14 protein-coding genes are annotated in these 17287 nt (G+C 41.8%); 9 read left to right on the forward strand and 5 right to left on the reverse strand.

Translation table 11 applies throughout. The features are described 5' to 3' along the window. Positions 1–43: 43 nt before the first annotated feature. The 7 genes from EW142_RS15405 to EW142_RS15435 all read left to right on the forward strand — a co-directional run bounded on the left by EW142_RS15405 (position 44) and on the right by EW142_RS15435 (position 7757). Positions 44–772, forward strand: coding sequence for a type III pantothenate kinase (locus EW142_RS15405; RefSeq protein WP_130615386.1), 729 nt, complete (start codon positions 44–46; stop codon positions 770–772). Continuing rightward, the gene (locus EW142_RS15410; RefSeq protein ID WP_130615388.1) at positions 773–2038 is read left to right on the forward strand and encodes a BamG family beta-barrel-assembly machinery protein; all 1266 of its coding nucleotides are present in this window, start codon (positions 773–775) and stop codon (positions 2036–2038) included. Positions 2039–2076: 38 nt separating this feature from the next. After that, complete coding sequence (locus EW142_RS15415; RefSeq protein WP_130615390.1) at positions 2077–3447, forward strand: tetratricopeptide repeat protein; 1371 nt, start codon at positions 2077–2079, stop codon at positions 3445–3447. Between the two features lie 67 nt (positions 3448–3514). Beyond that, positions 3515–4054 (forward strand): LPS export ABC transporter periplasmic protein LptC, encoded by a 540-nt coding sequence (gene lptC, locus EW142_RS15420; RefSeq protein ID WP_130615392.1) that lies wholly within the window; start codon positions 3515–3517, stop codon positions 4052–4054. 3 nt (positions 4055–4057) lie between these two features. Then, the gene (locus tag EW142_RS15425) at positions 4058–4258 is read left to right on the forward strand and encodes a hypothetical protein (RefSeq protein WP_205783292.1); all 201 of its coding nucleotides are present in this window, start codon (positions 4058–4060) and stop codon (positions 4256–4258) included. A 5-nt stretch (positions 4259–4263) separates the two neighbouring features. Beyond that, entirely contained in the window at positions 4264–5553 is a 1290-nt protein-coding gene (locus EW142_RS15430) for a hemolysin family protein (RefSeq protein ID WP_130615394.1), read from the forward strand. A gap of 83 nt (positions 5554–5636) precedes the next feature. Next, entirely contained in the window at positions 5637–7757 is a 2121-nt protein-coding gene (locus EW142_RS15435; RefSeq protein ID WP_130615396.1) for a peptidylprolyl isomerase, read from the forward strand. A gap of 44 nt (positions 7758–7801) precedes the next feature. Here EW142_RS15435 and bla read toward each other — a convergent pair whose 3' ends face one another. The 3 genes from bla to EW142_RS15450 are packed head-to-tail and all read right to left on the reverse strand — an operon-like array spanning position 7802 to position 10773. Then, on the reverse strand, positions 7802–8536 hold the full coding sequence (gene bla / locus EW142_RS15440; protein ID WP_130615398.1) for a subclass B1 metallo-beta-lactamase: 735 nt from the start codon (positions 8534–8536) through the stop codon (positions 7802–7804). A gap of 14 nt (positions 8537–8550) precedes the next feature. Continuing rightward, positions 8551–9459: a GYDIA family GHMP kinase gene (locus EW142_RS15445; RefSeq protein ID WP_130615400.1), complete on the reverse strand. Its 909-nt coding sequence runs from the start codon at positions 9457–9459 to the stop codon at positions 8551–8553. Continuing rightward, positions 9460–10773, reverse strand: a complete 1314-nt coding sequence (locus tag EW142_RS15450; protein WP_130615402.1) for a hydroxymethylglutaryl-CoA reductase, degradative — start codon at positions 10771–10773, stop codon at positions 9460–9462. A 158-nt stretch (positions 10774–10931) separates the two neighbouring features. Here EW142_RS15450 and EW142_RS15455 point away from each other — a divergent pair, with 158 nt between their 5' ends. Both EW142_RS15455 and EW142_RS15460 read left to right on the forward strand, forming a co-directional pair. Next, positions 10932–13142, forward strand: coding sequence for a S9 family peptidase (locus EW142_RS15455; protein WP_130615404.1), 2211 nt, complete (start codon positions 10932–10934; stop codon positions 13140–13142). Positions 13143–13178: 36 nt separating this feature from the next. Beyond that, positions 13179–14720: a peptide MFS transporter gene (locus tag EW142_RS15460; RefSeq protein WP_130615406.1), complete on the forward strand. Its 1542-nt coding sequence runs from the start codon at positions 13179–13181 to the stop codon at positions 14718–14720. Between the two features lie 2 nt (positions 14721–14722). Here the strand turns inward: EW142_RS15460 and EW142_RS15465 are convergent, their stop codons facing one another. Then, on the reverse strand, positions 14723–16732 hold the full coding sequence (locus EW142_RS15465) for a ComEC/Rec2 family competence protein (protein ID WP_130615408.1): 2010 nt from the start codon (positions 16730–16732) through the stop codon (positions 14723–14725). Then, on the reverse strand, positions 16732–17280 hold the full coding sequence (locus EW142_RS15470; protein WP_130615410.1) for a C40 family peptidase: 549 nt from the start codon (positions 17278–17280) through the stop codon (positions 16732–16734). The genes EW142_RS15465 and EW142_RS15470 overlap by 1 nt, the downstream gene beginning before the upstream one ends. Between the last annotated feature and the right edge of the window lie 7 nt (positions 17281–17287).

A 17287-nucleotide genomic window follows, 5' to 3' on the forward strand; every position in this document is an offset into this window, starting at 1 on the left:
CGAAAAAAGCCGGTGGTTTTTTATAATTCTCGATCTTTGTTTTATGAACTTGGTCATTGATATAGGAAACACCCTGGTGAAGTACGCTGTTTTTGAAAACAATAGGATTCTTCACATGGAAACTTCGGAATCGGGATTATTTCTTTCCATGATCAAGCAGTTGTACCAATTGCATCCGCGAATCGAACGTGCTATTATTTCTTCCGTAGGCAAGCTTGAAAACAAAGAGAAAGATATTGTCTCCCTGTTTTCCAAGGTTCACGTCCTGTCCCATCAGTCAAGGGTCCCCTTTAAAAATAGCTATGCCACACCTAGCACCCTGGGCATGGATCGTATTGCGCTGGCCACGGCGGCCTTTTATAAGTATCCCCGAAGCAATGCCCTGATCATCGATGCGGGTTCGTGTATCACCTATGACCTTGTGAACGATGCAGGGGAGTACATTGGAGGGGCCATTTCACCAGGTTTGAACATGCGTTTTAAAGCGATGCACAACCAGACACAGAACTTACCCTTATTACAACCCGAAGAGTTTATGGATTTTATTGGCAATTCCACCGAAGCATGCATGCAAAGCGGGGTTATCAATGGTTTGGTGCAAGAGATTGATGGAGTCATTAACCAGTATCACTCTCGTTTTCAAGATTTAACAGTTATTTTAACAGGCGGTGACTCTCAATTTTTTGTCAAACGACTAAAAAATTCCATATTTGCGAATTCTAAATTTCTCGTGGAGGGGCTTAATTACTTGCTGGAATACAACAAAAGCTAGATGGTAAAGAAATTTTTGATCGCTTTTTTTTGCGTGGCGACCCATAGCATATTTGCGCAAAATGGAACCATATCACCATATTCATCTTTCGGAATAGGAGACCTTCGGGACAACGCCACGGTGGAAAACAAAATGATGGGGGGCATCAGTCTTTATGCAGACAGTATCCACTACAGTCTTCGAAACCCCGCGGCCTTTTCAAAATTAAAACTGACCACCTACACAGCGGGAATTTCACATACCGAATATCGCCTTGAAGATTTTACCGAAGAACAGAATACATCGGTTACCAATTTAGAGTATTTGGCCATTGGATTTCCCTTGGGCAAGAACATCGGTTTGGGTTTTGGGCTTATGCCCTTCTCCTCTGTCGGTTATGATTTGTTAAGTGAAACGACCAATTCAGAACAGCAGACGGTCACCAATGCGTTTAGAGGTGAAGGCGGATTAAACAGGGTGTTCCTTTCAATCGGTTGGGAACCCATAAAAAATGTAAGTCTGGGAGCTACGGCAAATTTCAATTTTGGAACCTTGGAATATGAGAGGATTCAAAGCGTGGAAGACGTTCAGTTTGGGACCTTGGACCGCAGGGAATCACGGATTAACGGTTTCGATGTAAATTATGCTCTGAACTATACCCCTTCGTTCAAAAACAAGTATACCTTATATACATCGGTATTGATCAATACACAAGCAAATCTGGTTGCTGAAAACTCGGAAAGGTTGGGTTCCTTTTCGTTGGTCAATGGACAGGAGATTGAAGTTATTGATGTGGATTTGGATGCAACGGGTCTACGAAATACAGAACTGAAAATCCCAACGCGCGCGACCTTAGGGTTGGGTTTTGGAGAGGATAAAAAGTGGTTTTTTGGAGGGGAATACAGTTTCCAACAATTTAGTAGTTTTCGAAATGATTTCTTAGGACTGGACAACGTAGAATATAGCGATGCAAATAGCTTTGCATTTGGAGGTTATTTTATTCCTGACTATAAGGCGCTATCCGGCTATTTTAAAAGGATTACCTATCGTGCGGGACTGCGTTATGATGTATCCGGATTAGTGGTCAACGGAAGGGAAATAAACAATTTTGGCATAACTTTTGGATTTGGTTTACCGTTGGGCAATTCGTTTTCCAATCTTAACTTAGGTTTTGAATTGGGCAAAAGAGGAACCACGGACGCCAACTTAATACGGGAGAGCTATTTACAATTTAATGCAAGCCTCTCTTTGAATGATAGATGGTTCGTTAAAAGAAAAATAAATTGATAAAAAATTAGTACATTAACCACTTTAAAATTAGTAAGATGAAGAAGAAACACTACTTAACGATGATTGCGGTCCTGATGTCGATTGGTTTAAGTATGGCTCAAGCTCAAAACCCAGAGTGTATGACCAATCTTTCCATTTACGCAGAGCACGCAAAGGTTAAAAATTATGACGCTGCCTATGAACCATGGAAGATGGTCTATGAGAGCTGTCCAGATATTAACAAAGCCAACTTTTCCTATGGTGAAAAGATATTGGCCCATAAAATAAAGAATTCCTCAGGTCCGGATAAAGATGGTTATATCCAAGACCTTATGGAATTGTATGACAATAGCCTTAAATATTTTCCTGCGAAATTCTCAAAAGCTGGGGTAGCTATTGATAAGGCATTGCTTTCCTACGACAATAAAATGGCATCCGACGTTCAGCTTTATGATCTGTTGGGTAATGCCTTTAAGAATGATAAAAAGAACTTTAAGAACCCTAAGGCGCTTTACCTCTACTTTTCGACATTGGTTGATTTGCACCAAGGCGGTTCAAAAGATCTACAAGAGGTCTTTGATGTTTATGATGACGTAACGGAAAAAGTTGAGGAAGAGAACAAGAAGTTGACCGACGTTATCAAAACCCTGTTGCCAAAAGATTCTTTGGGGACATTGACCACAAAAGAAAAAAGAAGACTTAAGGCATCTACCACCAATTCCAAATCATATGGTAAGATCGCTACCAGTATCGATTCCAAATTGGGGGCATTGGCTGACTGTGGAAACTTAATTCCACTTTACGAAAAGAATTATGAAGCCAAAAAAGGCGATGTAAACTGGGTAAAAAGAGCTGTAGGACGTATGTTCTCTAAAGAGTGTACCGATGACCCTATGTTCCGTAAACTCTTCGAGGCTCAATTGGCTTTAGATCCTTCGGCAGATGCATACCTCTATGGAGGAACCCTAAAACAAAAATCAGGAGATAGCAAAGGTGCGATTGCCGATTTCAACAAGGCAGTGGAATTGGAGACTGATTCCTATAGAAAATCAAACATTCTCTACAAAATTGCCACTACAGTTCGCCGTAGCAGCAAATCCCAAGCAAGAAGCTATGCTTTAAAGGCCGTCAATGCCAACCCATCCAATGGAAAGGCATACTTGTTGATCGCAAACCTTTATGCAACAAGCGCCAATGCTTGCGGAAGTACTCCATTTGAAAAGAGAGCGATTTATTGGAAGGCCGCTGAAATGGCAAGAAAAGCAGGTCGAGTAGATCCATCACTTAGTGGAAGGGCCAGCAAATCTGCTGCAAGTTATGCTGCAAAAGCGCCTACCAAGGAAATGATTTTTAGTTCTGGTAAAGCCGGGCAGACGGTTAGTTTCAACTGCTGGGTAGGTGGCAGCGTAAAGGTGCCCAACTTATAGAGTGAACCCTTTTTCTAAAAATATTTTAAAGTGTTTTGCCACGGTTTTTACCGTGGCAATCCTTTTTATGGCATGTAAGGACGATTATGAAAGGGTGGGAGAGGAAGCCATAAAACCAGTATTCCCTCAAGGGGTGGCACAAAACTTCACCCTTACATACACCGAGACCAAGGAAGAGATGACCACCGAGGACCAAGACAGTTCCAAGATCATTGCCATTCTTACCAGTCCCTTGACCGAGGACTTCGACAATCAGCCTTTCAAATATAGAACCTTTCCGAAGGGATTGCAGGTGGACTTTTTTGATGATGAGAACCAGAAAAGTGTGATTACTGCGGACTATGGTATCGTATATTCACAGACCAACCTGATCGACCTTCAAGGAAATGTGGTCATTGAAAGTCATGATGGGAAGAAGTTGGAGGCCCCACAACTGTACTTCGACCGTTCCAATAATTGGATTTTCACCGAAGCTACCTTTACGTATACCAACCCTGAGGACGGAACCGTAATGGATGGGGAGGGAATGGATTTTAATAGAGATTTTAGTTTCTTTAAGGCCCATAAGACCTATGGCCTAATGATGATAAAAGAAGAAAACCAATAAGTTATGGGAAAATATATGAAATACACCATCTATGTGAATTTGGTGATTTGCGTGCTATCGGCTTACATGGCCTACAATCTGTGGGATGCTGACCGTAGTCGGGCCTACATTTTTGTATTCTTGGCTGTTATCACTGGTTTTATGTTTCTTTTTAGGAGACATTATTACAAAAAATTCGAAGAGCGAAAAAAGAATAACAAGTAACCGTTGTGGAATCCCCATTGCTCATCATAGCACTTTCCCTTTTGTTTTCTGCATTCTTTTCAGGTATGGAAATTGCCTTTGTTTCCGCAAACAAAATCCATATCGAACTTGAAAAAATGCAGGAGGGTTTTTTGGCCAAGGTGTTGCGTTGGCTCACCCAAAAACCCTCAAAGTTTATCGCCACCATGCTTATTGGGAACAATATAGCTTTGGTAATTTATGGTTTTTTTATGGGGGATGTGCTCATGGAGTGGTTTCAGACCTTGTTACCTACCCAGAATCAGTTCATCAATTCAATGTTGACTGATTTCAGCCTCTTGTCCCAAACTATTATCTCTACGCTGATTATTTTAATAACCGCAGAGTTTTTACCAAAGGTTTTCTTTCAGATTTATTCGAATACGCTGTTAAAAGTATTCGCTATCCCAGCTTATTTTTTCTACCTGTTGTTCTCGTCCATTTCTTGGATGGTCATCAAGATTTCTGATTTCATACTTCGGGTCTTTTTCAAAACCGAAGGAGATGAGGTTCAATTATCGTTTACCAAGTTGGAACTGGGGGACTATATCACCGAGCAAATGGAAACGGTGGAAGAAGAGGATGAAGTGGACTCGGAAATTCAGATTTTTCAAAATGCCCTGGAATTTTCAACTGTTAAGGCTAGGGAAGTAATGGTGCCCCGCACCGAGATTACCGCTGTGGACCTTGATGAAACCCCGAAAAACCTAACCAAGCTATTTTCAGAAACAGGATATTCCAAAATATTGGTTTTTAAAGAAAGTATCGATGAAATCATAGGGTACGTACATTCCTATGAACTCTTTAAAAAGCCAAAAACCATTAAAAGTATTTTGTTGCCGGTGGAGCTTGTGCCCGAAACCATGTTGATCCAGGATATTTTGAACGTGCTGACCAAAAAACGTAAGAGTATGGCCGTTGTACTTGACGAATATGGAGGAACTTCAGGTATCTTAACGGTTGAGGATATTATCGAAGAATTGTTTGGAGAGATTGAAGACGAGCACGACAGTACGGATTTGCACGAAGAGCAGTTGAGTGAAAATGTATATAAGTTTTCCGCTCGCTTGGAGGTGGATTATATCAATGAAAACTATAAACTTGAGCTTCCAGACAGTGATGAGTATGAAACCTTGGGAGGGTTGATTATGAACGGCATTGCGGAAATTCCGGAGCAGGACTCAGAAATAAAAATGGATAACTTCGTTTTCCGTATACTCGAGGTGTCCAATACAAAAATTGATTTGGTCACGGTGCAAGTACTCACTGAAGATTAACAATTTACCCGCCTTTTTCAGCTTTCCTAATTGAAAAGAAAATGGTATTTTCGCCCACTGAAATATAGAAAACTAGCAGTAGAATGGCAATATTGGAGAAAATAAGAAAACGAACAACGGTCCTAATTTTAATTATTGGACTGGCCTTGTTCGCATTTGTAATTTCGGGTGTTTTCACCGGTAATGATTTTGGAGGAGGCAAAGTGGGTTCTGCGGTAGCGGAAGTCAATGGAGAGAGCATTTCTATAGATGATTTTAGACGTGAAGTGGAAAATGCTTCTAGACGATTTGGACCAAGCTTTTCCTCTACCCAATTGGTCAATACGGTATACGAACAACAAATTCGAAAAGCTATCCTTGACCAACAGTTTGAAGATTTGGGCATTGAAGTGGAAAGCGATCAAATCGTGGAATTTGTTAGAAATTCCGGGTATGCCCAAATTCCTGATTTTTTGGATGAGAATGGTATTTTCAACGAAGAGGTCTTCCGAAGTGCCATTGCCGATTGGAGTGTGAACAACCCAGTACGCTATGAAGATTGGTTGTACATTGAAAAAACCATTATTCAATCTGCCAAGGAACAATACTATTTTAATTTGGTAAAAGGTGGTGTAGGTGCAACCCTGACAGAAGGGGAATTCGACTATAAACTGGCCAATGACAAGGTTGATATTCAATATGTGCGCGTACCCTATTCCAAAATTGCCGACAGTACCATTCAAGTGTCCAAGGCTGAAATAGAAACCTACATCAAAGGGCATCCTGAAGATTACCAACAGGAGAAGTCAAGGGATATCCGTTTTGTGTTCTTCGAGGAGAAAGCCTCCCTATCTGATGAAAAGGCCAAGATGGATGAAATTTTGGCGTTAATGGATGACTCAGTGGAGTACGTAGAGGAAAGTGATACTACTGACACGATTCCTGGTTTTCGGAATACCACGGATATGGATGCCTTCTTGGATCGTAACTCTGATACCCAGTTCGATACCATTTACAGAGCGCAAAAAGATTTACCATCATCTGTTGCAGATACTTTGATTGCTTTGAATGTTGGTGAAATTCACGGTCCTTACCGTGATGGGGATTTCTTTAAGGTTTCCAAGATTATGGATAAAAAGGCCAACGGTACCGTTAAGGCCAGTCATATTTTGATTACCTACGAAGGTGCAGAACGTGCAAATCCCGAAATAACCCGCACAAAAGAAGAGGCCGAGGAAAGAGCCCAGGAGCTTTTGGAAGAAGCGAAAGAGGATGGCACTCAATTTACAGTGTTGGCCCGTGAGAATTCAGATGGTCCATCAGCACCTCGAGGTGGGGATTTGGGATACTTCCAAGAAGGAGTTATGGCCGATGCCTTCAATGATTTTTGCTTTAGTAATGATGTTGGGGAAATCGGTTTGGTGGAAACTGAATTTGGTTATCATGTTATTAAAGTAGATGACAAGCAAGATATTCTTCAGGTAGCTACCCTTTCAAGAGAGATTGAACCTTCTGAGGAAACCATCAACACCTTATTTACCGATGCCACCAAATTCGAAATGGCAGCAATTGATGCTGAAGCTCAAGCTTTCTCCGACATTGCAAGTGAAAGTAACTATAGTGTTAGACCGGTAAATAAGCTTAAGGGAATGGACGAAAATCTACCCGGGCTTGGGTCTCAAAGATCCATAGTACAGTGGGCATTTAATGACGATACCGAGGTTGGTGATATCAAGCGTTTCAATATGAACAATGGATATGCCGTAGTACAATTGACCAGGAAGTACAAGGAAGGGCTCATGTCCCCTGAAGATGCTTCGGCCACGGCATTGCCAAAAATCAGAAAAGAAAGAAAGGCGGATCAACTGATTGCGGCCAATCAAGGGAAAAGTTTGGATGCACTGGCCAAGGACAATGAAACTATCGTATCAACCGCAACAGCCTTGACCAGAAAATCACCAACATTGCCTGGAGCCGGTAGGGAACCCTACGTGGTCGGTACAGCTTTCGCCTTGGATAAAGATGCCACTTCTGCACTGTTGAAAGGAGAATCTGGTATTTATATGATCAAAGTGACCAATAAGGAAGAAGCTCCTCAACTCGATAACTTTTCTACGTATGCCAAAACATTGAAAACCAATGAATATGGTAGAGTGAATGGAGACGTCTTTAAGGCCTTGAAGGAAGGTTCGGAAATAGATGATAAACGAGCCACATTTTATTAAGGATAGAGCATTACTATAGAAAAAGCCCCTTTAAAGGGGCTTTTTTACTGCTTGAACAATTCAATGGTATAGTCCAGTAAATCTGTTCCTCCAGGTTTTCCATGTCCCGGAATAACCAATTCAACTTCAGGATATTCTTTTTTTACTCTGGCGACAGTTTCTGACCAATCTTCAATAGTTGCATCTCCCAAATACCCCTTGCTGGCACCAACCGATTTTACCAAACACCCACCAAACAAGGCCTTATCACCTTCAAAATAGCCTATGATGTTGTCCTTCGTATGCCCTTCTCCCAAATGCGCCAAGTGTACTTTTTTATCTCCGATCCTTAAAGAATGGGATTTGATGAACCCGTTTTTTGGAATGGCATAGTGGTTCAGCCTCGCCAATTCAAGGGTCATTTCGCTAGCATAGGAGTCGCTACCGTTTTGATGAAATTCCTTTAAACCTCCTAGACAGTCCTCATGAAAATGACTTACAACAACAGCTTTGACCACACTCTTCAATTCTTTTTCTACCCAGCGGATAAGCTCTAAAGAAGCAGTATCGTTGGTGGGGGTATCAAAAACCAAAGCTTCACCATTATCCACTACAATCATTCCATTGCATGCCACTTTTCCATAGTCTTCTGTCTGCAAATAGGAAATATGAAGAAAAGTCTTGTTGCCCAACTGTTTTATTACCAAGGATTCACTTTCATAGGTTTTGCTGTGGCTATCAGTTTTACAGCCCATCGAACAAAAGGCAAAAGCTAAAACAAGAAAAAAAGGTAATCTCATAATGTGTTATTGGTTTATAGTACCATATCCTTATAGGATAACAGCGTGCTGTATCCTTTAAATCGGAAATAATCTTTGGCACCAGCTCCTCCAGTCGCCAGTACAAAATCTCCTCCCCAAGCTCCAAGACTCTTTATACTACCTGGATAATCCGGGAAAAGTTTGGACTTTATGGGTGGGATTCCAAGGATTTTGGATAAAACAATCTCGTGCTTCCCAACCAACGCTTCAAACTCAGAAAGATTTTGGGCCGTGGCCATACTCCCGGTAATTCTGGTGATGTTGGAAATCAAAGCCTCTTTATCGAACATTTTACCTCGATATGCAGCTATGGCTTCCTTGCTGCTTTGTTTTTGTTTGAGATAAACAAAAAGGAGATCATCCTTGAAGGACGGATGAAAACCAACTTCCTCCACAGTGACCTTTCCATTTTTGACTTGATACAGTATGGGACCATTGTGTTGTGCACATGCAATGTCATATCCGCTTCCTCCAAAGGCATTCCATAACAATTGATAGGCATCTACCTCTGCCCATTGGGCTATATTGTTAATTAAGGTGGAGGAGGTGCCCAAACCCCATTCTCGTGGAAAACCTAAGCTTGTGGTCACTTTCAACCCGTTTGCACTGGCAAGAAAAGCTGGGTTTTGTTTTTTTGCCTCGGAAAGTAACTCTTTTAAGATATGGGCCGTACCCATATCGCTTGATGCAATGGGTGTTAAATCATTTAAATCAAAACTCGCTTGAAACCAAAGTTGGTGGTTCTCGTCCTTACTTTCCCATTCCAACAGGCCAGTATCAGTGTCTTCCACTTGCAAAGATTGTCCAAATTTGGTGGGCACTGCGAGTCCTAGGGCGCCATCTAAAATGGCATATTCCCCAGAGAGCAATAATTTTCCATTGCTGTAAAACTCTTTCTCCATTTAGGAACGATGGTTTTCGAGTGCTTCTTTTACGGAGGCATTGGTGACGGTTCGGTCCTTAAAATAATTTACCAAAGTGGTTTTTTCATCCTCTGTCGCACCCATTTGGTTGAGAAGATTCATAAGGTGCATTTTCATATGGCCCTTTTGGATGCCAGTAGTGGTCAGTGAACGCAAGGCTGCAAAATTTTGTGCTAGTCCGGCAACGGCCACAATTTGCATCAATTCTTTTGCGGTTGGATTACGAAGAATTTCAAGTGCCAATTTGACCAAAGGATGCAAAGACGTCAAACCTCCAACGGTACCCAACGCCAAAGGTATTTCTATCCAAAACGTAAAGACCCCATCTTCTATCGAGGCATGGGTCAAACTCGAATAGGAACCATCTTTGGCCGCATAGGCATGGATGCCCGCTTCAATGGCACGGAAGTCATTTCCTGTGGCAAGAATTACGGCATCAACACCGTTCATAATGCCTTTGTTATGGGTCACCGCCCTAAAGGGGTCAGCCTTGGCAATTTGGACAGCCTGCACCATTTTTTTTGCAAAAAGTTCCGGCGACAGATCATCCTCGTTCAATTCCTCCACTGGGCAAGAAACCTCTCCCTTTACAATGCAGTTGGGTACATAGTTCGATAGGATACTCATCACAATCTCCAAATCCTTTTCCTCGTCACTAAAGTGGGGATAGGCTTTTGCCTTCTCCCTCAAGGTCTTTGCAAACTGCTCCAAACAAGAGTTGATAAAGTTGGCTCCCATCGCATCCAAGGTTTCAAAAGTGCAATGCAATTGGTGGTATCCTGAAATATTTTCAGTTTTGTTCCTAAGCTCGATGGCGGTGATACCACCCCCACGCCGCTCCATGCTTTCAGTGATATCCGCAGTACTTTTAATAAGATCCTCCTTGATTTCTTCAAAAAAGCGTTCAAGCTTTTCAGAATCACCCCTAAAAATAAAATGTACCTGACCTACTTTTTCGGTTCCCAGAACCTGTGTCTTAAACCCGCCTCGTGAAAGCCAAAACTTGGCCGCTTTGCTGGCGGCTGCAACCACCGAACTTTCTTCGATGGCCATGGGGATGGCAAAAAACTCTCCGTTAATGAGAAAATTGGGGGCTATGGCAAAGGGGAGATAATAGTTGGAAAGGGTGTTTTCTATGAATTCGTCATGCAGTTTTTGAACTTTGGCGTCCTGATTCCAATACCGTTTTAAAAGCTGTTTGGTTTGCTCGGGATCTTTTGTGCAATTATTTGCGATCCACTCAATTTTTTCATTTTTGGCCAATCGCGAAAAGCCTTCTACAGGAGCTTTCATAGTGTTCGGTTAAAGGAACCAAATATAATGATAAAGGTCGTTTTAACGATTTCAAACGGGCCACTATGGCCCAATTCTTGTTGCATTTGCAACATCAAAGTTTACATTCTGAATAAATATTAGTAAACTTGATGGTTTTTAATCAATTTATAACATCGATGAACAAAAAGTTCCTTTTTAGCCTATTCCTTTCAGGCGTATTGACCTTCACTTTTGCCCAACAGAAAAAAATAACCCTCGAAAACATTTGGAACGGAACTTTTAGAACGGAGGGCATGGAAGTCCTTCGGTCCATGAAAAATGGAAAGCAGTATACTGTTCTTAACTTCAATCGATCTCCGCGAAACAGCAGTTTGGATAAATACGACTATACCACTTTGGAAAAAGTGGAGACCCTGGTCGCATCTTCTAGCCAGATACCCTATTTTACTTCCTATACCTTCAGCGATGACGAGTCCAAAATTATTTTGGCCACGGAGGTTGAACCCATTTTTCGAAGATCAAGGCTGGGGATTTATTACGTTTACGATATTGCTTCCAAAGGAATCACCAAAATTTCGGAGTCCAAAATTCAGGAACCTCTCTTATCACCTGATGGTTCAAAAGTAGCTTACGTTAGAGATAACAACCTCTATATTTTCGATGTGGCCGGCAAAAACACCCAACAGATTACCACCGATGGAAGTTACGGTTCCATAATCAATGGGGTTACCGATTGGGTATATGAGGAAGAATTTGCTTTCGTTCGATCTTTTGCTTGGAACAGTAATGGAACCAAAATTGCCTTTCTTCGATTTGATGAGACCAATGTTCCCCATTTTTCGATGGATGTATACGGACAAGATCTCTATCCGTACCAATACGAATTTAAATACCCAAAGGCCGGTGAGGAAAATGCCAAGGTTAGTTTGCATATGTTGGATGTTGCTTCAAGTTCCATTTCGAAGGTGGATTTAGGGGAGGCATACTATATTCCTAGAATCAAATGGATGAACAATCCCAACTATTTGAGTGTTCAGACCATCAATCGTCATCAGAACCATATCAAGCTACATGAGGTCAATGCCTCGGATAATTCGGTAAAGACCCTATTGGAGGAAAAGGACGAAGCTTATGTGGATGTCACCGATGACCTTACCTTCTTACCTGATGATAGCTTTATTTGGACCAGCGAGATGGATGGGTTCAATCATATTTACCTCTATGATAAAAATGGAAAATTAAAGAAACAGGTTACCAGTGGTCCATGGGAGGTCACTGACTACTACGGCTATGATCAAGCCAATGATCGAATTTACTACCAGTCCGTTGAGAACGGGTCCATTAATCGAGACATCTATAGCATCTCGAGTTCAGGAAAGAAAAAGAAGCGCTTAAGCGCTAAAGAGGGAACCAACTCTGGGGATTTCAGCGCAGATTTTACGTATTATATCAACACGTTTTCAAACTCCAAAACTCCTTATGAGTTTACGTTACATCGTGCCAATGATGGAAAAAAAATAAAGGAGATCAAGGACAATGCTGATTTGCTCAGTACACTTGACGAATATGAGATGGTGGACAAGGAATTTTCCACAATCCACATTAACGGCAACGATTTAAACATGTGGATGTTGAAGCCCAAGAATTTTGATCCATCCAAGAAGTATCCCCTATTCCTATATCAATACAGTGGCCCGGGGTCACAACAGGTGGCCAATAGATGGATGGGAAGCAATGACTACTGGCACCAAATGCTAGCAAACCAGGATATTATTGTGGCCTGTGTTGATGGTCGGGGGACTGGTTTTAAAGGAAGGGATTTTAAAAAATCCACTTACCTCAATTTAGTGAAGTATGAAACCGAAGACCAAATTACCGTTGCCAAAGAGCTAAGCAAATTACCCTATATTGATGAAGACAGAACGGGTATTTGGGGTTGGAGCTTTGGAGGGCACATGAGTACCAATTCCCTTTTAAAGGGAAATGATGTTTTTGAGATGGCCATTGCCGTTGCCCCGGTCACAAGCTGGCGGTTTTACGATACTATTTATACAGAACGATTTCTACGAACACCACAGGAAAATCCGGAAGGGTATGACAACGAGTCTCCCTTTAACTATCCTGAGTTGCTAAAAGGCGATTATTTGCTGGTGCATGGTTCTGGGGATGATAACGTGCATGTACAGAATTCAATGCGAATGGCAGAGGCTCTAATACAGGCTAACAAACAGTTTGATTGGGCCATTTACCCAGATAGAAACCATGGTATTTATGGTGGCAATACACGGAACCACCTTTATCAAAAAATGACGGATTTTGTTATCGAAAAACTTAGGGATAGACCAAAGAAACCCAGTAAACTTCTAAAGCAACCCATAAAGGGTTAAGTAGTCAAAATAAATTACTAATCAAACTAACTCAATATGTCTGATCTTGTTAAACCTGCACACCAAAGGGAGCTTTTTGGCCATCCCGTAGGGCTATATGTGCTTTTCTTTACAGAAATGTGGGAGCGCTTTTCGTATTACGGAATGCGTGCTCTATTGACCCTATATATGACAGCCAAAACCTTGGAAAACGATCCTCAAAGCGGATTGGGATGGACGGTGACCGAAGCTTTGGCGCTCTATGGATGGTATACCATGCTGGTATATGTGATGAGTATCCCTGGAGGGTTTTTAGCCGATCGCTATTTGGGACAGAAAAAAGCAGTGACAATTGGCGCCATTCTTTTGACCATTGGACATGGGGTATTGGCCATAGATGATCTATGGGCCTATTATACAGGTCTCGGCTTTGTGATTCTTGGGGTCGGTATGCTAAAACCCAACATTTCTACGATGGTGGGAGGACTTTATGCACAAAACGATATTAGAAGGGATAAGGGCTTCAGCATATTTTATGTAGGTATTAATTTGGGGTCATTCCTGGCTTCTCTATCTGTTGGATTGATCGCCCAAGCTTATGGTTGGCACTACGGATTTGGTATGGCTGGCATAGGAATGTTGTTCGGATTATTGGTTTACCTCTACGGGCACCGGTTTTTGATACATGTTGGTAATCCACCGACTGCGGAGGAGAAATCATCGGATATTAGTATTGGAGAGCTCTTTTCACAATTATTCAAGTCTCCGCTTCAATTAGGTATTGTCGCGGTTCTCTTAGCGTATTCCGTATATGCAGGTTTCAGCTATGAAGGCCCAGATAGTTGGGGATTCGGTGTACTTTTTATATTTCTTTCCTTAATTACGGGAATGATGATGATGATCTATAAAAATCTAGATGGGAAAGTCGAAAAAGACCGATATGTAGTTCTGTTGCTTTCACTTTTGATGGTCATTGTATTCTGGGGTTGTTTTGAACAAATGGGAGGATTGATGAATCTTTACGCCCAAGAGAAAACAAATAGAATGCTAATGGGTTGGGAAGTGCCAGCAGCGTGGTTTCAATCTGCCAACCCAGGGTTTATCATCTTATTTGCCGTGGGCGTAGCTGCGTTTTGGGCGAGAAGAAAACTAAAGGGAAAAGAGGCGACCTCACTTTTCAAAATGGCCGTAGGGGTTATCATCATGGGCATAGGGTTTGCCTATATGGTCTTTGCCTCACTGCAGTATGAAAGCCAAGGTAGCTCTGCTATGTACTGGTTGGTTTTGGCGTATTTGTTCCATACCCTCGGAGAACTTTGCTTATCACCGGTATCATTATCATTTTTCACCAAATTGGCACCAGCAAGGTACATGGCTCTTATGATGGGTGTGTATTGGGCTGCTACTGGTTTGGGAAATAAGGTTGCAGGGGTTATCGGGGAAAGCTCCGTTCAAGCTGGTGAGTTGAGAGTGTTTGGAGGACTGTTCATATTTGCGGTTCTGTTTGGGACACTGGTTCTACTATTGCTGAAACCTTTGAAACGACTTACCCATGGTGCAGAGGACAAGGAAATCGATGTCCACGCCCAAGAATCCTAGACTTATTCAAACCAATTGAGAATATAAGCTCCCTTTTCGCGTGTATCGTGGAAAGGGACTTTTTTCTTTTGGCAGGTTTTCTTCCAGCGACTGCTATAACTTTTGTAGTTGGTCCCATCGGAAATGACCTGTTTGGGCTGAAGGGAATCCAGCCATCGAGCCAAATTGATTTTGGGAGAGTCTGTCATCCATAGAATATCAAGGTTTCTTTGCTTAGGAAGAATCGCAAAGCTGTCAACCCGGTAAAACCTTTTGTTTCCAAATCGATAATTGTTTTGAAGGGGATAGTAATTCGTTGCAGCCGCTTTCTGGCCCATCTGGAAGTTTTTGACTGTAGCTTTAGTTCGAGAGGAGTCCTTTGAAAAAGCTAGTAATCTTTTTTTCGATTGATAGAGTAGCAATGGAGTTTTTGCAGAATGTGCAATGACCAGTTGCTGGTGATTTCTGGATTGAATTTGATTTTTGATGCCCCATAATTGTAAACCGATAATTCCACTTAGTGGAATAAGAATCTTTTTAAAGCTTGGTTTGGATAAAAAAACCACCAAAGCAATGATTGTGGGATAGGTCAACATCAATTGAACGCCATCAAAAGGAATCTCTTTTAAAACAAACTGCTCTTGCTGGGCTATCCAACCTATGGCCCAGTTCATTGATTTAATGATGAAATTGAAAGTTATGGTCAAAAAGCTGGGTAGAATATTAACTAGAGCCAAGGCAATCACCAAAAGACCCATGCCTAAAATGATGCCCAGAAAAGGGATTATCAATAGATTGGAAACAAAGAATAAAGCTGGAAACTGATGAAAATAATATAAACTAATGGGAAGCACCCCTAGCTGGGCAGCAAAACTTATGGAAAGTAGTTGCCAAAGCTTACGCACCAGAAATTGGTCAGGTGTATAAAACTTCTGCAATTTTGGGTATATCCATAAAATGGATAAAACAGCAATATAACTCATTTGAAACCCCACCTGAAATAAGAAAAGAGGCTTCACCAATAAGATAAAGAACATGGAAAGGGCAACAATATTGAACGGATTGGTGGGCCGATTTAGATTTAGGGCATAGGCTACAAAAGAGAACATGGTCACGGCACGAACTATGGACGGAGATAGCCCAGCCATAAAGGCAAAGCCCCAAAGCATAATAAGAACAATACCCATTTGAATGGTTTTCCCTTTGGACAATCGCTTTAATGGAGAAGTCAGAAATTGTAAAATCAAGAGGAGGATGCCCACATGTAGCCCAGAAACCGCTAAGATGTGCACAGCGCCGGCATTTTTGTAATTGTCATACATCTCCTTTGAGATATCACTGCGTTTCCCTAGTAACAATGCTTGAATAACAGCAAGTTCACCACTACCAAAGGGATGTTGATGTAACTTGGAAATAATATGTTCGCGAAAGGCCATGGCATATCCATAAATTGTACTGCTAGGTCGCTCAAGATACAGGATGCCCTTTGGCTTGCTACTGATCTGATGGAAAATGCCTTGTTTCCGCAGGTAGTCCCGATAATTGAATTGATAGGGATTTCGGGGAGGCTTGATTTCTTGGGCCGACGATAGCACAATGATTTCATCATCAACAATAGGGATTCTCCCATTGGTATCCGAGGAAAGATAAAATAACAGCTTCCCTACAGATTTGTTCTGATCCTGAGAAATTACCTGGGCAACAAAACGATGAGAATAGGCATTGGGTTTTAAAACCTCCTGGATTTTTAGGTGCCAACTGGACTCATCCTCAATTTTCTTATGGGTGTAATGGTTGTGGAGTGCTTTCCCTAAGGATATTGTGGTTATAAAAATCCCTAGAAAAAGGGTTATGCCCGCTGCAGATATCCCAAACACAACAGACTGTTTTTTCCAACCAAGATAAGTCAGCCCTAAGCAAAGCAATAGGGAAATACCGGTAAACCAAAGAGGGGGTCCCCAATAGAAACCGATGATAATGCCGAAAATCAGAAATAGGGTCAATTTGACCGAAACGAAATCAAATAACTGCATTATAGGATTCGGGTTGCCTTCACAAAGGAGTAGTTCCAAAACCCTTCCCGTAGGGAAGAGACTATCACACCACGTGAGGTTGTGGAGTGTATGAACTTGATATCGTCTCCTTGTACGTCGACTACCAATCCAACATGGTTTATGCGCTTTCCGCGTTTACTGGTCTTAAAAAAAAGCAGGTCACCTTTGCGAACGTCTGCTACTTTTATTCGCTTTCCTTTTTCGGCCATTTGGTACGAGACCCTGGGAAAGCTAATTTCATTTTCCTTAAGGCTTACAAAGACTAGTCCAGAGCAATCCATTCCTTTTCGGGTGGTACCGCCAAATTGATAACGGGTACCACTAAAGGTCATGGCCGTGGCAATGATCTCGCCTGCCTTTAAATTCTTCTTCTCTTCCTTTTTGGAAATCTTCGGAGTGAGGTTAGTCTCCTCGGATGACCCTTCAACAGTAACGGTCCGGGTCTTGCTGTACGTTCTTTTTCGTTTGCTCGTTCCGCAGCCAATCAAGCATAATGTTACGAGCAAACACATCATCTTTCGTAACATCCAAGAA

The sequence above is a fragment of the Flagellimonas allohymeniacidonis genome, assembly GCF_004296335.1.
In the GTDB taxonomy this organism is placed as follows: domain Bacteria; phylum Bacteroidota; class Bacteroidia; order Flavobacteriales; family Flavobacteriaceae; genus Flagellimonas; species Flagellimonas allohymeniacidonis.